The 18,920-nt window shown below is 39.1% G+C and carries 20 protein-coding genes and 2 riboswitches; of the genes, 12 read left to right on the forward strand and 8 right to left on the reverse strand.

Annotated features, from left to right (window positions below; all coding sequences use genetic code 11):
• Positions 1 to 10 precede the first annotated feature (10 nt).
• The 3 genes from BN1243_RS14900 to BN1243_RS14910 form a co-directional block, all read right to left on the reverse strand.
• A complete protein-coding gene (locus BN1243_RS14900) occupies positions 11 to 682 on the reverse strand; it encodes a methionine ABC transporter permease (protein WP_062108066.1) in 672 nt (223 codons plus the stop codon).
• Positions 672 to 1,685 (reverse strand): methionine ABC transporter ATP-binding protein, encoded by a 1,014-nt coding sequence (locus tag BN1243_RS14905; RefSeq protein WP_062108068.1) that lies wholly within the window; start codon positions 1,683 to 1,685, stop codon positions 672 to 674. Before BN1243_RS14905 ends, BN1243_RS14900 begins: the two co-directional genes overlap by 11 nt.
• A 67-nt stretch (positions 1,686 to 1,752) precedes the next feature.
• Positions 1,753 to 1,860, reverse strand: a riboswitch (SAM riboswitch).
• Between the two features lie 97 nt (positions 1,861 to 1,957).
• Positions 1,958 to 2,752: a carbon-nitrogen family hydrolase gene (locus BN1243_RS14910; protein ID WP_062108070.1), complete on the reverse strand. Its 795-nt coding sequence runs from the start codon at positions 2,750 to 2,752 to the stop codon at positions 1,958 to 1,960.
• Between the two features lie 142 nt (positions 2,753 to 2,894).
• Here BN1243_RS14910 and BN1243_RS14915 point away from each other — a divergent pair, with 142 nt between their 5' ends.
• From BN1243_RS14915 to BN1243_RS14955, 9 genes are all read left to right on the forward strand, one after another.
• A complete protein-coding gene (locus BN1243_RS14915) occupies positions 2,895 to 4,058 on the forward strand; it encodes a pyridoxal phosphate-dependent aminotransferase (RefSeq protein WP_062108072.1) in 1,164 nt (387 codons plus the stop codon).
• A gap of 75 nt (positions 4,059 to 4,133) precedes the next feature.
• Complete coding sequence (locus tag BN1243_RS14920) at positions 4,134 to 4,655, forward strand: hypothetical protein (RefSeq protein ID WP_062108074.1); 522 nt, start codon at positions 4,134 to 4,136, stop codon at positions 4,653 to 4,655.
• 279 nt (positions 4,656 to 4,934) lie between these two features.
• Positions 4,935 to 5,462 carry a hypothetical protein gene (locus BN1243_RS14925; RefSeq protein WP_062108076.1) on the forward strand — a complete coding sequence of 176 codons (528 nt, stop codon included), beginning with the start codon at positions 4,935 to 4,937 and terminating at the stop codon, positions 5,460 to 5,462.
• A gap of 188 nt (positions 5,463 to 5,650) precedes the next feature.
• A complete protein-coding gene (gene sigY, locus BN1243_RS14930; protein WP_062108079.1) occupies positions 5,651 to 6,181 on the forward strand; it encodes an RNA polymerase sigma factor SigY in 531 nt (176 codons plus the stop codon).
• The gene (locus tag BN1243_RS14935; RefSeq protein ID WP_062108081.1) at positions 6,181 to 6,504 is read left to right on the forward strand and encodes a YxlC family protein; all 324 of its coding nucleotides are present in this window, start codon (positions 6,181 to 6,183) and stop codon (positions 6,502 to 6,504) included. Before sigY ends, BN1243_RS14935 begins: the two co-directional genes overlap by 1 nt.
• Positions 6,494 to 6,703, forward strand: coding sequence for a hypothetical protein (locus BN1243_RS14940; protein ID WP_062108083.1), 210 nt, complete (start codon positions 6,494 to 6,496; stop codon positions 6,701 to 6,703). The genes BN1243_RS14935 and BN1243_RS14940 overlap by 11 nt, the downstream gene beginning before the upstream one ends.
• Positions 6,704 to 6,705: 2 nt before the next feature.
• Positions 6,706 to 6,894 (forward strand): PLD nuclease N-terminal domain-containing protein, encoded by a 189-nt coding sequence (locus BN1243_RS14945; RefSeq protein ID WP_062108085.1) that lies wholly within the window; start codon positions 6,706 to 6,708, stop codon positions 6,892 to 6,894.
• Between the two features lie 15 nt (positions 6,895 to 6,909).
• Positions 6,910 to 7,800, forward strand: a complete 891-nt coding sequence (locus BN1243_RS14950) for an ABC transporter ATP-binding protein (protein ID WP_062108086.1) — start codon at positions 6,910 to 6,912, stop codon at positions 7,798 to 7,800.
• A complete protein-coding gene (locus BN1243_RS14955; RefSeq protein WP_062108088.1) occupies positions 7,797 to 8,573 on the forward strand; it encodes an ABC transporter permease in 777 nt (258 codons plus the stop codon). The genes BN1243_RS14950 and BN1243_RS14955 overlap by 4 nt, the downstream gene beginning before the upstream one ends.
• 484 nt (positions 8,574 to 9,057) lie before the next feature.
• On the opposite strand, the gene BN1243_RS14960 is transcribed toward BN1243_RS14955, so the two are convergent.
• Positions 9,058 to 10,224: an MFS transporter gene (locus tag BN1243_RS14960; protein ID WP_062108090.1), complete on the reverse strand. Its 1,167-nt coding sequence runs from the start codon at positions 10,222 to 10,224 to the stop codon at positions 9,058 to 9,060.
• Between the two features lie 245 nt (positions 10,225 to 10,469).
• Positions 10,470 to 10,571, forward strand: a riboswitch (purine riboswitch).
• A gap of 122 nt (positions 10,572 to 10,693) precedes the next feature.
• Here BN1243_RS14960 and BN1243_RS14965 point away from each other — a divergent pair.
• The 3 genes from BN1243_RS14965 (at position 10,694) to BN1243_RS14975 (ending at position 15,138) form a co-directional block, all read left to right on the forward strand.
• Positions 10,694 to 11,995, forward strand: a complete 1,302-nt coding sequence (locus BN1243_RS14965; protein WP_062108092.1) for an NCS2 family permease — start codon at positions 10,694 to 10,696, stop codon at positions 11,993 to 11,995.
• Positions 11,996 to 12,073: 78 nt separating this feature from the next.
• On the forward strand, positions 12,074 to 13,876 hold the full coding sequence (ade, locus tag BN1243_RS14970; protein ID WP_062108094.1) for an adenine deaminase: 1,803 nt from the start codon (positions 12,074 to 12,076) through the stop codon (positions 13,874 to 13,876).
• A 200-nt stretch (positions 13,877 to 14,076) separates the two neighbouring features.
• Positions 14,077 to 15,138, forward strand: a complete 1,062-nt coding sequence (locus tag BN1243_RS14975; RefSeq protein WP_062108096.1) for a tellurite resistance/C4-dicarboxylate transporter family protein — start codon at positions 14,077 to 14,079, stop codon at positions 15,136 to 15,138.
• A gap of 129 nt (positions 15,139 to 15,267) precedes the next feature.
• Here the strand turns inward: BN1243_RS14975 and BN1243_RS14980 are convergent, their stop codons facing one another.
• The 4 genes from BN1243_RS14980 to BN1243_RS14990 form a co-directional block, all read right to left on the reverse strand.
• Positions 15,268 to 16,920: a b(o/a)3-type cytochrome-c oxidase subunit 1 gene (locus tag BN1243_RS14980; RefSeq protein WP_062108098.1), complete on the reverse strand. Its 1,653-nt coding sequence runs from the start codon at positions 16,918 to 16,920 to the stop codon at positions 15,268 to 15,270.
• Entirely contained in the window at positions 16,917 to 17,390 is a 474-nt protein-coding gene (locus BN1243_RS14985) for a cytochrome c oxidase subunit II (RefSeq protein ID WP_062108100.1), read from the reverse strand. The genes BN1243_RS14980 and BN1243_RS14985 overlap by 4 nt, the downstream gene beginning before the upstream one ends.
• Before the next feature lie 14 nt (positions 17,391 to 17,404).
• On the reverse strand, positions 17,405 to 17,527 hold the full coding sequence (locus BN1243_RS21850) for a cytochrome C oxidase subunit II (protein ID WP_084781946.1): 123 nt from the start codon (positions 17,525 to 17,527) through the stop codon (positions 17,405 to 17,407).
• A 364-nt stretch (positions 17,528 to 17,891) separates the two neighbouring features.
• Positions 17,892 to 18,569: a Crp/Fnr family transcriptional regulator gene (locus BN1243_RS14990; RefSeq protein ID WP_062108102.1), complete on the reverse strand. Its 678-nt coding sequence runs from the start codon at positions 18,567 to 18,569 to the stop codon at positions 17,892 to 17,894.
• Positions 18,570 to 18,920: the final 351 nt, after the last annotated feature.

Below are 18,920 nucleotides of genomic sequence, written 5' to 3' on the forward strand. Positions count from 1 at the left end.
TTTTCTCCCCTTATCTTTTATCTATCTTTTTTGCAATTAAATCGCCAGTTATTTGTAAGAACTGAACGAGAATAATAAGAATTACGACAGTTGAAATCATAATCGTGTCATCATAGCGATAATAACCGAAGCGAATCGCCAAATCCCCGATACCTCCACCGCCGACAAAGCCCGCCATAGCGGAATAAGCAACTAAACTGATTAATGTTAAAGTAATGCCTTGCACAATGCTTGAGCGTGCTTCAGGCAGTAATACATCTGTAATGATCATCCAAGGCGTAGCACCGCCCGCTATAGCTGCCTCAATGACGCCCTTATCAATGTCCCGTAAGGCTGTTTCTACAACTCTCGCGAAAAATGGAATTGCGGCGACTGATAAGGCAACACAAGCCCCAGTCGGTCTGTATGGATTCCCAACAATAAATGTCGTTAAAGGAATTAAGGCAACGATCAAAATGATGAATGGTATTGAACGAATTAAATTTGAGATAAAGCCTAGAATCGCATTGACGTAGCGATTTTGTAAAAATAGTCCCTGACTCGTACTAAACAAAATAATACCGAGTGGTAAACCGATAACAATCGCTATTCCGATAGAAATACTGATCATATAAAGCGTTTCTCCAAAGGCTTTCCATATATCAGGTAACATTTCTACAAAGTGTTGAAAGTCAAAGGACATTGTCGATCACCTCCACATGGGCACCGCGCTCTTCCATATAGGCAATTGCCTTCTCAACATTCGCCTGTTCACCATTTAATTCCATTAGGAAAAGACCAAGCGGCTGATCCTGAATATATTCAATCGTTCCATGTAAAAAGTTTCCTCTCACATGATATTTTGCAATTGTATCGGAAATGATCCCTTGTCCAGCGACCTTCCCTTTGAAAAGAACTTTTACAAGACTGCCCTTCACTTCTTTCAAAATGGCATCCGGTACATGAAAAGAGACAACACTGCTTATAAATTCTTGCGCTAACGCTGTTTTTGGATTGGAAAAAATATCATATACAGAACCTTCCTCAATAACCCGACCATCTTGCATGACCGCCATACGATCACAAATTTCTTTTACAACATCCATTTCGTGAGTAATGAGAACGATGGTTATATTTAGTTCGCGATTTATCTTTTTTAATAGATGTAAGATTGAAAGTGTCGTGTTTGGATCTAAAGCGGAAGTAGCTTCATCACAAAGTAGTATAGAAGGATTATTTGCTAGTGCTCTCGCAATCCCGACTCGTTGCTTTTGCCCGCCACTAAGTTGGGATGGGTAAACGTCAATCTTGTCCGAAAGTCCGACCATAGATAGTAATTCTTTAACTCGTTCTTGTCTTTTCCCCTTTGGTACCCGCGCGGCTTTTAATGCAAAAGCAATATTATCACCGACTGTTTTCTGACTGATGAGATGGAAGTGTTGAAAAATCATCCCGATTTTTAATCGCGCTTTTCGAAGTTCCTCCGTCGATAATTTTGTTATATCACGGTCATTTACAACGATACTGCCACTCGTTGGCCGCTCAAGTAAATTGATACAACGCAGCAGCGAACTCTTTCCCGCGCCTGAATACCCAACAATTCCGAAAACTTCCCCTTCAGCGATCGTAAGTGAAACATTATCTACACCAGTCACTGTCCCGGTTTTTGTTTCATAGACTTTCGATAAATTCTGTATATCTAGCATAGCAATCACCCTTATAAAAAATAAAATGCTCCTTCAACTGAAAGAGCATCATTAACGAAATGGAAATGAATTATCTTTCAGAATGAAATCATTCTGTAGGAATTGGCACCTTCCTTGTTTTACAAGGGGTTGCCGGACGTCATAGGGCCTTTCCCTCAGTCTCTCTTGATAAAATCCATATTTAATTGAATTAGTATGAATCAAATCATACGTTAGTTTCTGATTCTTGTCAATTACCTTTTTAAAAATAATCTATACTAAGATAATAATTGCTATTTTTCTAGTATACGTGAATATAAATTTGGCCGGCGATCAGCATATACAGGGATGCGTTCCCTAATTTCATCTACAATAGAGAAGTCAACATCGATAACAGCTAACTCTTCATTTTCAGAACCAGTCCACAACACATTACCCCATGGCTCAATGATCATCGATTGTCCGTTAAATTCATTATTTGGATCACTTCCGGTACGATTAACGGCAATGACAAACATTTGATTTTCGATAGCGCGGGCTTGTAATAAAATTTTCCAATGATCAACTCGTGTTTTTGGCCATTGTGCCGGAACGAATAACACTTTTGCTCCTGTAAGTGCATGGGTGCGCAGCCACTCAGGGAAACGAATATCATAGCAAATGACACCACCAGCTTCAATCCCATCGAATTGGAAGCGATTAGCTGAATCCCCAGCTTCTAAATATAGATGTTCATCCATTAGTTTAAAAAGATGGGCTTTATCATATTCTCCAACAAGTTCACCTTTGTTGGAATAACTGTACATGGTATTATAAAAATGTTCCGATTTTTTTGTTGCAACAGAACCGCCAACAATATGCACGTGCAGTTCTTTTGCAAGAGCTGAAAAGAAGGCTTTTGTTCGCTGACCTTCAATATCCGCTGTTTGCTCAAGTTGATCAAGTGCATAACCGGTGTTCCACATTTCCGGCAACACAATGAGCTCGGCCCCTTGACTTACCGCTTTGCGAATAAGTCTTTCGGCTTCTGCATAGTTTTGATCCGGGTTATTAAAGGCAACATTAAGTTGAATGCAACCGATTTTCATAGATCTATCACCCCTAGACAATTTAGCTAAAAGATTATAAGATTTGCCTGAGAAAAGCAAGCGCAACTGCCCGTTAAGCGACGTAGAAGTTTCCTAGTCGCTGGGCACTGTAGCTAGACCATTAAGAAAAAGAGGTTTTCCTATGGAACTTTCAAATAAAATGAAAAAACTCCCTAAACAATTCTTTGCCTCTCTTGTACAAAAGGTGGGGGCTGCTGTCGCGGAAGGAAGGGACGTCATTAATTTAGGGCAGGGTAACCCTGACCAGCCGACACCACCACATATCGTAAAAGCACTACAACAATCAGCAGAAAATCCACTTTCACATAAATACTCCTTATTTAGAGGTCTTCCTGAATTTAAACAGGCGGCAGCCGATTTTTATAAACGGGAATACAATGTGGATCTTGATCCAGAGACGGAAGTGGCTATTTTATTTGGTACAAAGGTTGGGTTAGTTGAGTTGCCAATGGCGATGTTAAATCCAGGTGACTTGATGTTGCTTCCTGATCCGGGTTATCCAGATTATTTATCGGGAATTGCCCTTGCTGAAGTTCAGTTTGAAACAATGCCATTGAAACCGGAAAATGGTTTTCTGCCTGATTATGATGCACTTCCTGATGAAGTGAAAGAACGGGCCAAGTTGTTATATATCAATTATCCGAACAATCCTACAGGTGCCGTGGCAGATTCTGCCTTCTTTGAAAAAACGGTCGCCTTCGCGAAAGAGCATAATATTGCCATTTCGCATGACTTTGCCTACGCTGCTATAGGCTTTGATGGTGAAAGACCGCCAAGCTTTTTACAGGCTGAAGGTGCAAAAGAAGTCGGGATAGAAATGTACACATTATCGAAAACATACAACATGGCGGGATGGCGTGTTGGTTTTGCCGTTGGAAATGCCGATATGATTGAAGCGATAAATCTTATTCAGGATCATCTGTTTTGCAGTTTATTTCCTGCGGTTCAGCATGCGGCAATCGCTGCACTTACAGAATCCCAAGAATGTGTAGATGAGCTAGTCGCACTTTACGAAGGCAGAAGGAATGCATTAGTAGAGGAATGTCATCGGATTGGTTGGAATGTCGAAGCGCCTAAGGGATCGTTTTTTGCATGGCTTTCTGTTCCCGAAGGATATTCGAGTGAGCAATTTGCAGATCTTTTACTAGAAAAAGCCGATATAGCGGTCGCTCCAGGAAACGGATTTGGCGAATATGGTGAAGGTTATGTACGCGCCGGGCTGTTAGTGGATAAAGAACGGCTGAGAGAAGGGGTTCGCCGCATCGAAAAATTAAAGCTATTTTAATTAAAAGGACGGGCATTTGCATAAACGCCCGTTTTTTACTACAAAAAAATTTGGAATTGAAGGCGGTGTCAAGACATGAGATGGAAGAGATGGGCTCTGCTAGGAGGTACTTTCCTTATTCTGATAATATCTGTTTTGTTTTACGTCAAGTGCATCCCATCTGGAATCCTTTTACTAAGTGGAGTCCATAAAAATGATGTTGTGCTCGTTTCAGACAGTAATAAGTGGTTCCATCATTATCTATATGAAAAAGACGGAAAACTTGCTGGGATTTTAACTATACAGCGCAAAGGAAATTCTCTGTTTTGGTCAAAATATTATAATAGTACAATCAAAACCGAAAACAAGGATGGGGTAAGAAGTATAATAGTTTTTAAGACTAGTCAACCGACGATAAAAAATGGAATGCCTTTGCAAAACACTGTATGGGGCGGGGAAGTAGCCCTTAATGGAAATGTTGATCAGAACATTGATATTATTTATAAAGGGGATATCAGACAACCTGATATAAAGAAAAAAGAGAATGGAAGGATCTACTTTTTCTATATATCTAATGATGTCGATAATACCGACCCAATAGATGTAAAGGTGAAATAAACTTTTTCCGTTCACGTCGGCGAGCCCCTATATATTAAATACCTCACGTTTTGAGAAAAAGATAAACATACAGCTTACTTCAAATGCTTGCTGTCACAGTTTTTAACTAGTTAAAACCTTGTTTTGGGGGTGCGAGGCTGGCGTTGCTTGGGCGGTTCATGGAAAGAGAATTATGTATTTTATCTCTTTTTTAATAATCGTATGTTAAGGTTAATCTGAATGTTTTGGTAGTTCCCTCTTATCTATACAAATTATCTAAAAAATTGGGGGAGGGTCAATGTGAAACGACTGACAATTGGAAGGTTAAAAGATTACACACTTATATTCTTAGTTATTTTGTTGGTAGCAGGTGGTTTCAAATTTTATGATGAGAAGGCAGAAGAGAGAAGGCGACATGAATCGTTTTTAAATAATTTGTACTTTGAACTAATGAGAAGTGTTCATGTAATCGATTTAACGTTATCTTTTGACCCTGAAACAGACGCGAACGAAAATCTTACTGGATTGTTATATTCCATTGAAGACCGATTGCAAAGTATAGAGCTTACACTAAAATTGGGTCAACATTGGGTTGATAAGGATATCCATTCTGCACGTTTTCAACTTAGTTTCTTATATAGAGAAGATATACCTGGTTTTAGTAAAGATGGTGTATTAGATAATAGTGAAAAATTATATTTGGAGACGCTTCGAGATGAGCTTGAGTCCATTCGTGAAGGTATGTACTCAGAAGAAACGAAACAAGAAAATCCCAATCTGACTATTAAACAATTGAATAAGTTAATTTCAGAAGCCAATAGAAAATAGATTTATTGCATTTAAAAATGGATAGGAATAGCTAAGGGAACCTAAAACGATCGGTTCTTTTTTTTGTTATAGAATTAACTTCCTTTCCACAGCAAATAGTGTGATTACAAATATTTTTTAAAAGAAATGAACGATTGAAGAAAAACGAGCGTCCAATCTTATAGACGAACAGAAAGGAGGTTTTTTCGTTGAATCAGCGGGAAGAAAAGAAGCTGATTGTAAAGGCTAAAAAGGGAAATGATGAGGCGTTTACGACACTTTTTCAACACCATTATAGTTTTATATATAAATATTTAATTAAATTAAGCCTTGACCCTGATTTGACGGATGACCTTCTTCAGGAAACGATGTTAAAGGCTTATATTCATCTCAAGGATTTTAAGGGAGATTCAAAATTTTCAACTTGGTTAATTTCAATAGCCTCTAGAACTTTTTTAGATCACCAGCGCAAGGAAAAGCGAGAGCGAAAACGAGTGGAAAAGGTAAAGCATGATACTTTACGAAAAGTGAGATGGACTGTGACTAGGGATGGATATGAATGGACTGAGTATATGACTCAATTTGCTGAACTTGACCCGGATATTCGGGCACCGATACTTCTAAGGCATTATTATGGTTTTACTTATGAAGAAATTGCCGTCATGTTGAATTTAAAAGAAGGAACGGTAAAAAGCCGAGTCCATAATGGAATTAAACAGATTCGAAAGGAGTGGTCGTGATGAAGAACAATGATCAAGAGTGGATCGATCAATTCAAACGGGATATGAAAAAGCTGGATGATTCCCATACACCAAAAATTCCGGATCAATGGCAGTTAATGAATACGTTAAATGAATTTAAGGTTAAACATAAACGGGCCTTCAAGCGGGAGTTAGCATTGTTCCTACTTACAGCTCTCGTTATTTTGACTTCCTATATGGTGTTTGCTCTAAAGTTGCCTTCATCATTTATTTGGATTCAAGGACTGGCCTTGCTTGCGACTCCAACTATATATTTTGCGGAAAAGCGTAAGAAAAAGCGGGTGAGCGAATATGAATTCTGAAAAACTACTCATCGTTTTGATGTTTTCTCCCCTATTGCTAGCACAAAGCATATTTTTGTTTATTGATGCAAAGAAAAAGGGTTCTTATGCCTGGATCTGGGGGATTTGGGGACTGATCCAATTACCATGTCCAACCATTTTTTATTACTTTATTGTTATTCGACCGTATCGGAAGAAATTGAAACTGGAGGATGAATAATCATGGATATTGCATGGGAACTAATAGCCCCTGTGATCGGGTTGCAATTAATATTAATGACCATAGCGCTTGTTAGCTGTGTAAAGGAAGAAGAAACCAATGGGCCAAAGTGGTTGTGGATCCTCATTATTATTGCTGTAAATCTGATAGGTCCTATTCTTTATTTTATCATTGGCCGCAAAAAGCAATGAGTGGAGGAAGAGTATATGCTTTTATCTGTAAACCAATTAACAAAGAAATATAAAAATCAATTAGCTGTTGATGAACTGACACTGACAATTGAAGAAAATCAGTGTGTGGCGCTTTTGGGTCCTAATGGTTCGGGTAAAACTACGACGATCAATATGTTAGCGGGACTACTCACACCAACATCTGGGAAAGTGACTTTTTTAGGGGGGGCGAAGATCAATCGTCGCGAAATCGGTTATTTACCACAATATCCAGCCTTTTTCTCATGGATGACAGCAATAGAATATCTAAATTTCGCGGGAAAACTCTCAGGTCTATCTAAAAAGGAATTAAAGACAAAGTGTGAGGAAATGTTGACCTTCGTTGGATTGGAATCTGCGAAAAATAAGCAGATTGGCGGGTTTTCAGGTGGAATGAAACAAAGGCTTGGCCTAGCTCAGGCCATGCTGCATGATCCAAAATTATTAATATTAGATGAACCTGTATCCGCACTTGATCCAGAAGGGCGCCGTGATGTACTAGATATTATGCAAAAGTTAAAAAAGAAAATGGCCATTCTATTTTCAACGCACGTTTTGCATGATGCTGAGCAAGTGTGCGATGAGATTATCATGCTGAAGGCAGGAAAAATAAAATGGTCGGGTAACCTTAGTGAGCTTCGGAAAGTGCATGGTGATGACACGATCATCCTTTCAACGGTAGAACCTTTTGAGAATTGGCTTCAATCTAAAAAGTATATTCGTGAATTCGACTTGCTTTCACCAGTTTCAGCGGAGATAAAACTATTTGATGCTAGCGGGCGAAACCTCCTTCTCAAAGACTGTTTACAATGTAACAGGACAATCACGCGCTTTGAAGTGAAGAATTATTCATTGGAGGATGCCTATATGGAGGTTGTAAATCAATGAACGTATTTATGACGTTGTTTAAGAAAGAATTACAAGAGGCATGGCGGGACAAGAAGCTTATTTGGCTTCCTATTGTTATTAGTATTCTTGCTATCTCTCAACCGATTAGCCAATACTATATGCCACAAATCCTAGAGATGGCAGGCGGTCTACCAGACGGAACGGTTATAGAAATTCCAACACCATCTGGAGCGGAAGTACTAGCAGGAGTGCTCAGCCAACTTGGGATCATGGGAACGGCTATCTTTGTTTTAAGTGTGATGGGAAGTATTGCCCACGAAAGAAATAGTGGGGCTCTCTCCCTTGTGATGGCGCGTCCTGTTCAAGCATTTCAGTATATAGGAAGCAAATGGGCCGCTAATGCAGTTATCCTCTTACTTTCTTTTGTTATCGGTTTTGGACTTTGCTATTATTATACGAATTTACTTTTTAGCCATGTGGAGGCCAAGCTGTTTTTTGGTAGTATGGCTGTGTATAGTATTTGGATACTATTTATTTTAGCAGTTACACTACTTGGAGGAACACTATTTAAAAAGATTGGCGGCATAGCGGGAGCAAGCCTTGTAACGTTGGCCTTTATAGCACTATGTGGATCATTATTTCCTAAATTTATGGGATGGAGCCCTGCGAACGCTCAAAGTCAAGCTAGCCATTATTTGATAATGGGGTCATGGGGGGATTCATTTTCAGTCATGATCATTTCAAGTGTGCTTCTTCTTATATCCTTGTTCTTATTAACTACTTTTTTATTTAAGCGCTATGAAAATTATTAATAACGTATGAAAGACTCGGCGATTTAAAAGATGCAACTTAAAGCTAATCGTTACCGTTTTACGTGAGGGCATGGCATGGCGGTAACGCATCAAGTCGAATCGTTACCGTTTTACATGAGAGCACGACAAAACGGTAACGAATCAGAGCAAATCGTTACCGTTTTATATGAGAGTACGTCAAGGCGGTAACGAATCAGAGCAAATCGTTACCGTTTTACATGAGATCACGTCAAGACGGTAACGAATCAGAGCGAATCGTTACCGTTTTACATGAGATCACGTCAAGACGGTAACGAATCAGAGCAAATCGTTACCGTTTTATATGAGAGTACGTCAAGGCGGTAACGCATCAAGTCGAATCGTTACCGTTTTACATGAGAGCACGACAAAACGGTAACGATTTACAGCTAATCGTTACCGTTTCTCATATGGGCGCCACATAGCGGTCACGATACACGGCGATCGTGACATCCCTCTCATCTCTTTATACGGTTTGTGTCTTTTTCAAAGTTAATCTATAAACCTGATACAAAGCAAATGCGATAATAGACAAGATTAACCCGGAAATATAAGGCAATCCCGTAGCGATTTTAAATAACCAGCCACCTAGGGGGGGACCGACAATTCTGCCCATTGAATCAAATGATGATAAGAGGCCTGTCGTGCTTCCGTGCCCCGCTGTTGAAGTTTTCGTTAATAACGCGGATACACTTGGACGAATAACGCCATTTCCGATTCCGAAAATCGTTAGAAATATTGCTGCTGTAGTAAAGTTGTTAACTAGTAAAATTAAGCCAAACCCGATAGCCGAAATCGCGATTCCAATTTGAATGACGAATCCCTCGCCATATTTTTTCGTCAATTTCCCAACTAAACCACCTTGCACAATGGCTCCAGCTAGTCCCATAATCATAAATAAATATCCGAGTTCGACTGTTCCTAAGCCAGCTCTTTTTGCAGCAAAATAAGCAAATGTTGCCTCAAGACCAGCAAGTGATAAGGAAACAAATAACTGAAGAAAATAGAGAATGGAGATAGGACCATTCATAGCTTTGAACATCGGTTCCTTTTTCTTCGATTGTGCACCTCTCTTCTCAGATGGCAAAGATTCACGAAGGATGGTCATGACAAGGAAAAAAGTAATGATAGAAGAAATACCAGCGATTATAAACGGCATACTTAAACTTGTTTTAGAGAAGATCCCGCCAATTGCAGGCCCTAAAATAAACCCTAAGCCAACCGATGCACCGACAACGCCCATTCCTTTTCCGCGATCTTCAGGTGACGTAATATCTGCTACATAGGCTGTAACTGTAGGCATATTGGCTGATGATAACAGGCCGCCAATGATTCTTGCAGCGAAAAGCATCCATAGCTCGGTAGCAAAAGCCATTAAGAAAAAGGAGATTGCCAGCCCGAAAATCCCAATCATAATGACAGGTTTTCTACCGATTCGATCAGAAATTCTCCCCCAAAAAGGCGAAAACAGCAGTTGCATTAGGGAGTAAACAGCCATTAATAGACCTAATTGAGTAGGAGATGCTCCCATTTCTTCAGCGTAAAATGGCAGGACGGGAATAATAATACCAAATCCAACCATGACAAAAAACATAACAGCAAAAAGGACAGGTAATGCTTTTTTTGTGTCCATAGAAGTGTTCACTCCGGTCTATAAAAGATATGATCATACTTTATTTGGATGGATAAAGAAAACTAACATAAAAATTTTACCACTCTAAGAAAGAATAACATAGTTAAAACATTTTATCCGAAGAATGATATGGCAAATTATTGAAAAACATTATATATAACGAACATTATTGGATTTAATTTAAAAAACATTCGTATTTATTGTTGACGAATATAGTTCTTTTATGCTAGATTATAACTAACAAATAAACAATAAAGTTCATTGGATGTATATGCTTGGGAATATGGCCCGAACGTCTCTACCTGGTAACCGTAAATTACTAGACTACATTAAGAACTTGGAAATGCCGAGATAAGATGAGATCTGATCGATAGGTTAAATTTCCTTTATTCTTAAGTGTAGCAGACCCAGGTAGGTGTAATCCAACTTGGGTCTTTTGTATTTCTTTTGAACTTTGGAGGGGAAAATGATGAGTCGTTATTTTCAATTTAAAGAATTTAATACGAACTATCGTCAAGAATCAGTCGCTGGTCTAACTACTTTCTTAGCGATGGCTTATATTTTATTTGTAAACCCATCGATTTTAAGTGCAGCTGGGATGGATCAAGATGCCGTATTTGTAGCAACAGCACTTGCTTCAGCAGTTGGTTGTTTAATTATGGGATTATGGGCGAAATATCCAGTTGCGCTAGCACCTGGAATGGGAATTAACGCATTTTTTGCTTTCACAGTTGTAATTGGAATGGGAATTCCTTGGCAAACAGCATTAGCTGGGACATTCATCTCTGGAGTCATCTTCTTTATTTTAACATTAACAAAAATTCGTGAAACAATTATAAATGCAATACCTGATCAGTTAAAGCTTGCTGTATCAGCGGGTATTGGCTTGTTTATTGCCTTTTTAGGCTTCCAAAATGCTGGTATTATTGTGGAGGCAGACCCTGGAACAACGATTGTTGCTCTTGGCGATTTAACAGCACCTACTACTTTATTAGCCCTTTTAGGGTTAGTTATTACGATTATTTTAATGGTTAGAGGCTTTAGAGGAGCTATCTTCTACGGAATGATTGCTACTTCCATTGCGGGAATCATCTTTAAACTTATTGACCTGCCAACAGGAGTTGTTGCTCCAATTCCGGACCTTTCGCCAACTTTTGGTGTTATGTTTAGCCATATACCTGACTTGTTTACACCTGAAATGTTAGTTGTTATCTTTACTCTACTATTCGTTGACTTCTTTGATACAGCAGGTACATTAATGGCAGTTGCAAGACAAGCCGGCATTCTTGTAGACGGAAAACTTCCAAGAGCGGGTAAGGCATTAAGTGCAGACTCTATTGCTACTATGGTCGGAGCGATCTTTGGAACATCTACAACAACATCTTTCGTCGAATCATCATCAGGTGTAGCAGCTGGAGGGAGAACAGGATTTACGTCAGTCGTTACAGCGGGATTATTCATTTTAGCATTGTTCTTTTCTCCGCTATTAGGTGTCGTTACACCGCAAGTGACTGCTCCAGCACTTATAATAGTTGGTGTTCTCATGGCATCATCGTTGTCGGAGATAAAGTGGAAGGAATTTGAAAATGCTATTCCAGCGTTTTTAACGATTGTCACTATGCCACTTGCGTATAGCATTTCAACTGGTATTGCCCTTGGATTTATTGTTTATCCGTTGACAATGGTTGTGAAAGGTAAATACAAAGAAGTGCACCCAATCATGTATGTATTATTTGTTGTCTTTATTGCCTACTTAGGCTGGGCTGTTTAATAGATTGCTAGAAAAAAGAAGAGGGAATGCACATACTTGTATGAGCATTCCCAACTTTTTTAGGGAAGGGGTAAGATCATGGAAACTATGAACAAAAGAAAAAAACTCTATGAAGTGAGCCAACAATTATCAAAGGTTGCTAGAGGAATCGATCAAGCTGACTTAGTTATCAAAAATGGTACGCTAGTCAATGTGTTTACAGGAGAATTAATGGAACATATCGACATTGCCGTTTCAGAGGGAAGAGTTGCCTATGTTGGTGCAGCAGATCATACAATTGGTGAAAAGACCAAAGTGATCGATGCGAACGGTCAATATATGGTGCCTGGTCTGTTAGACGGCCATATGCATGTTGAAAGTACGATGTTATCTGTTACTGAATTTGCTAAAGCAGGCTTGGCGAAAGGAACAACTGCTATTTTCATGGATCCTCATGAAATTGCCAATGTATTTGGGACAGAAGGCGTCCGCTACATGCATGAAGAAGGGCAGCAATTGCCATTAAAAGTTTTTACAACTTTCCCTTCTTGTGTTCCAGCTACCACAAATGGCTTTGAAGATGGTGGTGCGGTGTTAAGTGTTGAGGATATTCGCGAAGGCTTAAAATGGGATAATGTTGCGGGGCTAGGAGAGGTTATGAACTTTCCAGGAGTAGTTTATGGCGATCCGCTTATGCATGGAGAAATAGCGGAGACGATTAAAGCGAATAAAACAGTAACAGGCCACTTTCCTGCTGAAGATTCGCAAATGCTGCAAGCTTATTTAGCATCAGGTGTGAGTTCCGACCATGAAACGGTGACAAGGGAGCAAGGGCTAGAGAAACTTCGCTTAGGCATGCATTTAATGATTCGGGAAGGCTCAGCATGGCATGATGTAAAAGAAGTGATTAAAGTTGTGACAGAAGATAAAGTAAATACCGATAATATAAGTCTTGTCACAGATGATGTATACCCTCAAACTTTGGTTGAACAGGGGCACTTGAATCATGTAGTAAGAAGAGCGATTGAAGAAGGGGTCGATCCTGTTACAGCGATCCAAATGGCAACGATCAATGTTGCCCGCTACTTTAAGATGGACCAGGATTTAGGCGCTATAGCACCGGGTAAAATAGCGGATATTCTTTTAATGGATGATCTTCGTACAATGGTGCCATCATCAGTAGTAGCCGATGGAGAAATCATTTTTGATAACGGCCAACTTGTTAAGGAATTCCCAAGCTTTACGTATCCAGAACATATTCGAAATTCAGTTCGTTTAAAAGCAGATCTATCTTCAGAGGACTTTTTATTAAAGAGCCGTACGAAAGAGGACTATGCAAAAGTGAATGTCATTAAGATTATTGAAAATAGCGCACGGACAGAAAAGATGGTCACTACATTGAATGTGCAAGAAGGTGTTATTCAACCAGATCTTAATGAAGACATTCTCACATTGGCCTGTATTGAACGCCATCGGGGAACAGGACAAATTTCCCTTGGATTTGCTCATGGTTTCCAATTGAAAAAAGGAGCGGTTGCTTCAACAGTGGCCCATGATAGTCATAATTTACTCGTAATGGGAACGAATTCGGACGATATGGCATTTGCGGCAAATGAGTTAGCAAAAGTTGGCGGCGGTATGATTGTTGTAGAAAATCAGAAGATCCTTGCGTTAGTTAAAATGCCAATAGCTGGTTTAATGTCAGATCAGCCGTTAGAAACAGTAGTGCAAGAGGTAAAACAGCTGGAAGCGGCTTGGAAAGAGATCGGCTGCCCGATCCATGCACCGTTCATGACATTCTCTTTAATTGCCCTGCCTGTTATTCCTGAAATCCGAATTTCTAATCGGGGAATTGTGGATGTGACTGAATTTAAGTTAATGGAGACAGAGATTATTCAATAGGTAAAAATAAAGGTCTATATAAAGCAAGCTAGGAAAAATTGATTTATTTTTCTTAGCTTGCTTTTGGTTTTAAATGTAAAACTAGGGAAATACAATCTGAAAATTAGGGAATACGATAGGTTAACAAATACCTTTTGGGAATATGCTTAATGTTATGATGGAATAAGAACATATTTCATGAATTGGGAGTTTAGTAAATTATGCTTAGTTATATAAAAGGAAAGGCAGAGGATTTTTTTCCAGGTTATTTTGCACTAGTCATGGCAACTGGTGCATTATCCATAGGTTCATTCTTACTTAGTTATGAAGTCATTGCAAAGGTGCTATTATACATTAATATTGTGGCCTATCTTTGTTTATGGGGAATAACGCTGATCCGATTGTTTGGCTATTTCCATAAATTAAAGATGGATTTGATGAGCCATGAGAAGGGGCCAGCCTTTTTTACATTAGTGGCTGGAACGAGTGTATTTGGAAGCCAGTTAATCATTGTGGGAGGAAATCATTCTTTTTCCGTATTTTTGTGGGGGCTTGCTATTGCTTTATGGATTGTAGTTATGTATACCTTTTTTTCGGCTGTCACGATTCGAAAAGATAAGCCATCCCTAGCAGAAGGAATTAATGGGGCTTGGTTGATTGCTGCGGTTGGAACACAATCGTTATCCATTCTTGGCACTCTCCTTTCAGATTATGTTCAAAACGGTGTTGAGATTGTTCTGTTTTTTACTTTATGTATGTATTTCTTAGGTTGTATGTTATATCTGAATATTATTACACTAATCTTTTATCGCTTTACTTTTTTGAAATTGGAGTTTTCAGCTTATACACCACCCTACTGGATCAATATGGGAGCGGTTGCTATTACTACTTTAGGAGGTTCAACATTAATTTTGCATGCCTCTAATTGGTCGCTATTAGGTGAAATTACCCCTTTTTTAAAAGGCTTTACGTTGTTTTTTTGGATTACAGGGACATGGTGGATTCCTCTTTTATTCATCCTCATGATTTGGCGACATTTAATCCACCGTTATCCCCTTACTTATGACCCACAGTTTTGGGGGATGGCATTTCCGCTTGCTATGTACACAACAAGTACTTTTCAACTTTCCAAGGCATTAGAGCTCCCATTTTTAACAATCATTCCTCATTTCATGGTTTATATTGCGATTACAGCATGGATTGCTACTTTTCTCGGTATGCTTGCACATGAATCCCGCAACATTGTCAATCATATAAAAGCGGCTAGCAAAGGAAAAGCGTGAACCAAAGATAGGCTCACGCTTTTTAATATTTAATCCTCTTCCGGAGTATTAATCTCTACTGTTATAACGGTTATTACAACAGCGACAATCATTAAGGCTAATATGGCTAAAAACATCCTGATCCTCTCCTTACCAGGTAATATGACCTTTAGATCCCGTCGGCGAATGCTGGATCATATCACTTAATGGGATTGCGTACGCGAGAATAATGAGTAAAATAGCGATCCCAATCCAAATCCACCAGTTTTCCAAAAATTTAGGTGTGGCTGTTGCATCACTTTCAGCAACGGGGAATTCAACCATTTCTGTTTGCTGCCCTGATTTAGGTGCAAAAAACCAAAGGTTCGCTACGATATAAATGAGTAACATAGCGGATAAGAATAAAATTGTTCCGCCAACTGCCATCGTAACATGGTTAGAAAGTATGCCATCAAACCATTGCAAGGCGACTGAATTTCCGTTATAACCGGAATAGGCTGTTCTTCGAGGTGCTCCAAACAGTCCAAGAATATGTTGAGCTGTTGACATTAACAGCATTCCAATGGACCATGAGATGATCTGAATAAAAGCTAATCTTTTGATCGACTTCGTTAATTGTCTTCCGCTTAAGTATGGAACTAGCCAAAATGTAATTCCCATAAAGGTCATCGCGACAGGTGCGCCAACTGTTATATGAAAATGTCCGACTATCCAAAGAGTGTTATGGACAAGTTCATTTAGCTGGAAACTAGCGTTAATAATTCCACCAGCTCCACCTGGAATGAAAAATAGCATCGCAATAAAGATGGAAGTGAAACGGACATCATTCCATGGTAACTTTGTAAACCAACCAAATAAACCAGAACCGCCCTTATTTCTGCCAGATACCTCAAATGTGGCAAACATCGAAAAGGCAGTCATTAAAGATGGAATGATAACCATAAAGGTTAGAACAACTTGAAGGAACTTCCAAAAGCTTGATATCCCTGGTTCTGTTAGTTGGTGATGGAAACCAACTGGGATCGAAAATAGAATGAATAAAACGAAGGCGAATCGTGCTAATGAGTCACTGAATACTTTCGTTCCGAGCAATTTTGGTACGACGACATACCAAGCAATATACGCTGGTAACAACCAGAAGTAGACAAGTGGATGACCGAAATACCAAAAGAGCGAGCGGCTTAATTCAACGTTAATGGTGTCAACCCATCCGAATGCCCAAGGGATATATTGAAAAACAACTGTGGCGACAACACCTAAGCAAGCAATAATCCAAAGAATAATGGTAGTAATCGTCATGAAGGCAAAGAGTGGACTTAACTGGCCTTTGTGCCCCTTTTTCCAAACGATATAGTGACCCACTAGGGCAAAACAGCTAATCCAAGTTCCGATAACCCATAATGCAAGCCCGATATAAAACCATCCGCTTGCTTTCAGGGGAGCATAAAACGTATAAAGGACAGAAGCTTTTCCTGAGATAATCATAATCGTTGCAAGAATAGTACCGATTGTTGTGACAATAAAACCAAGCCATAAAGATGTTTTTACTTTCGGACCGAAATTACCTAATGTTTTACTCATTCCAGCTATCAAAAAGGCGAAGATGAAAAAGGTTGTATAAATAAGTGCAAGTAGTACGCCATGTGCTGTTAGTATTTGGTAATAATCTAGCCAGCTCGGTAAATTTAATGCGTCATTACGAACAAAGACTTGGAGTAATCCGCAAAATGTCCCAATTAGAAAGGCAATATACGCAACTCCGACGTTGGCTAAAGCAAGCCTACGATCTTGTATTCCTATCATGGTTCATACACCTCAATCTCTGTTTGCATAAAGTGATGTCCTGTTCCGCAATATTCATTGCATAGAACTAAATACTTCCCAGGTTTTTGAAACGTATAACTTTTATGTGTAATTCTTCCAGGAACGACCATCATATTGACTTTAGTGTCAATTATTGTGAAACTGTGAACAACATCTTTGCTTGTTAATGTAAATAAGATTTCCTTTCCAGCAGGCACCTTTATGCTTGAAGGAGTGTAACTGAATGCTTCTGCGACCATAACGACTTCATACGTATCATTATCTACCTGTGTTACACCAGGATGATTAAATGGAGCTGTTTCATCAACCAACTCTGGATCAATGACATCCATTCCGCCGGCAGGGGTATGCCCATGGGAGAAAGCAGTTACTCCAACGATGCTTAAAAACACTGCCAATGCCGCTATGCCGAACAGCAGCCAAACTTTTTCGTACTTGTGCAAATGCATAATCTCACTCCCTCTTATCTAGATACATACAATCCGTAAATAGAAAACCACATAATACAAATAATGAGTCCAACGATAAAAACACTGATCAAAGTCCCTTTTAAGTAGGGCTCTGAACTCCGATTTCTTTTGCTCATAATCAAAACACCCTCCCATGACTGATTATGTGTTTACTGTACTGCTTCTGCGTATTGTCCATCTGTGAGAAAAATCACAATGGTCATGCGGAAAATCTAGCTTTCATAAAATAGACAAAAAAGGCGACCTGCAAATAGCAAGTCACCTTAATAGGGAGGGTATTTTGCGTAACGCGAATAACTACGGTCGTATCGCGAATAAGTCGGGAATAACGCGAATAACTACGTTCGTAACACGAATAAATCAAAAATAGCACAAACAACTTCTGCTCATAGTATGTCCCGAGGATAAACCGGAAGTTCCGCGGATAAATCACTCTAAAATAGCGGATAACGTCCCCAATATCGCGGATAAACTACGACTTTAATAAATATTGCAAATCTCTACTGGACAGTTTTCGCAATGGATCTCGTTCTTTAAAAACTGCAACTCATGTATAACGATTTTCCCTTCGACCAACGAGAGTTTCCCGGTCTTTTTCAACTCGTTTAATAAGCGGTTCACAACTTCCCGAGTCATTCCGCAGAAATTGGCAAGCTCTTGATTAGTTTGGGGTAAGTCAATTAAGATTCCGTCCGTTTGTTCAACTCCATAACTATTTGACAAGCGGATTAATGTTGAATATAACGCTCCCTTTTTCCCATGTAAAATCAAATCCCGAAATTTAGATTGTGTTCGTTGCCGTTGGATCTCCATCGTTTTAATAAATTCAATACTAAGACTTGGATTTAGTAAAAGCTGTTCTTCTAACTCTTCTTTTTTAATCAATGCAAGTGTACTCTTATCGATAACAATGGCATGGACAGTGTATGGAGAAGGTTCACAAAACAGCGATACCTCACTGATTAATTCGCCCTCTTTACAAATCCGGAATGTAATTTCTCGGCCATCTGGTGTGATTTTACCAATACGAACCTTTCCCGTACGAACCAAGAAAATATGATCAGCAACATCACCCTCTTGGAATAAGAATGCACCTTTATTTAATTCTTTTTCACAGTGGATAAAGGAATTCAGAAAATCATGGATAGGTTGATTCATTATAAATTCCACCTTTAGGCTAAATAAGATTATCCTTATTTTTATTATATATTACTATACTAAAATAAGAAAATATTCGAATGGATAAATGGGTTTGCAGGAAGCAAGTGGAGAATCATATTCGACTTGCTTCCTTTGAAAATCTGTATAGTCACGTAACGTCGACGATACGTCCACAATAATAAGAAAAGAAAAGAAAATAAAAGAAAACCATCTGTGTGGTAGTCAGATTTATTTATTTTTCAAAGGGAGTGTCTAAAAATGGATAAAATCGATATATACATGGTGAGGCTAAAATAGCATGATAGAGAGTCTTAAAAACCCTCTTTATCGATGGTCGAAAGCTAGGAA

Source organism: Bacillus niameyensis (assembly GCF_001375535.1).
Lineage (GTDB): Bacteria > Bacillota > Bacilli > Bacillales > Bacillaceae_C > Lederbergia > Lederbergia niameyensis.

Coding starts and splice junctions, on each gene's coding strand:
- BN1243_RS14940 (WP_062108083.1), top strand. CDS start 6,494: ATGAATTCTGAAAAACTACTCATCGTTTTGATGTTTTCTCCCCTATTG.
- BN1243_RS14920 (WP_062108074.1), top strand. CDS start 4,134: ATGAGATGGAAGAGATGGGCTCTGCTAGGAGGTACTTTCCTTATTCTG.
- BN1243_RS14910 (WP_062108070.1), bottom strand. CDS start 2,752: ATGAAAATCGGTTGCATTCAACTTAATGTTGCCTTTAATAACCCGGAT.
- BN1243_RS14935 (WP_062108081.1), top strand. CDS start 6,181: ATGAAGAACAATGATCAAGAGTGGATCGATCAATTCAAACGGGATATG.
- BN1243_RS14900 (WP_062108066.1), bottom strand. CDS start 682: ATGTCCTTTGACTTTCAACACTTTGTAGAAATGTTACCTGATATATGG.
- BN1243_RS14950 (WP_062108086.1), top strand. CDS start 6,910: ATGCTTTTATCTGTAAACCAATTAACAAAGAAATATAAAAATCAATTA.
- BN1243_RS14990 (WP_062108102.1), bottom strand. CDS start 18,569: ATGAATCAACCTATCCATGATTTTCTGAATTCCTTTATCCACTGTGAA.
- BN1243_RS14905 (WP_062108068.1), bottom strand. CDS start 1,685: ATGCTAGATATACAGAATTTATCGAAAGTCTATGAAACAAAAACCGGG.
- BN1243_RS14980 (WP_062108098.1), bottom strand. CDS start 16,920: ATGATAGGAATACAAGATCGTAGGCTTGCTTTAGCCAACGTCGGAGTT.
- BN1243_RS14975 (WP_062108096.1), top strand. CDS start 14,077: ATGCTTAGTTATATAAAAGGAAAGGCAGAGGATTTTTTTCCAGGTTAT.
- BN1243_RS14985 (WP_062108100.1), bottom strand. CDS start 17,390: ATGCATTTGCACAAGTACGAAAAAGTTTGGCTGCTGTTCGGCATAGCG.
- BN1243_RS14955 (WP_062108088.1), top strand. CDS start 7,797: ATGAACGTATTTATGACGTTGTTTAAGAAAGAATTACAAGAGGCATGG.
- BN1243_RS14965 (WP_062108092.1), top strand. CDS start 10,694: ATGAGTCGTTATTTTCAATTTAAAGAATTTAATACGAACTATCGTCAA.
- BN1243_RS14945 (WP_062108085.1), top strand. CDS start 6,706: ATGGATATTGCATGGGAACTAATAGCCCCTGTGATCGGGTTGCAATTA.
- BN1243_RS14915 (WP_062108072.1), top strand. CDS start 2,895: ATGGAACTTTCAAATAAAATGAAAAAACTCCCTAAACAATTCTTTGCC.
- BN1243_RS14960 (WP_062108090.1), bottom strand. CDS start 10,224: ATGGACACAAAAAAAGCATTACCTGTCCTTTTTGCTGTTATGTTTTTT.
- BN1243_RS21850 (WP_084781946.1), bottom strand. CDS start 17,527: ATGAGCAAAAGAAATCGGAGTTCAGAGCCCTACTTAAAAGGGACTTTG.
- ade (WP_062108094.1), top strand. CDS start 12,074: ATGGAAACTATGAACAAAAGAAAAAAACTCTATGAAGTGAGCCAACAA.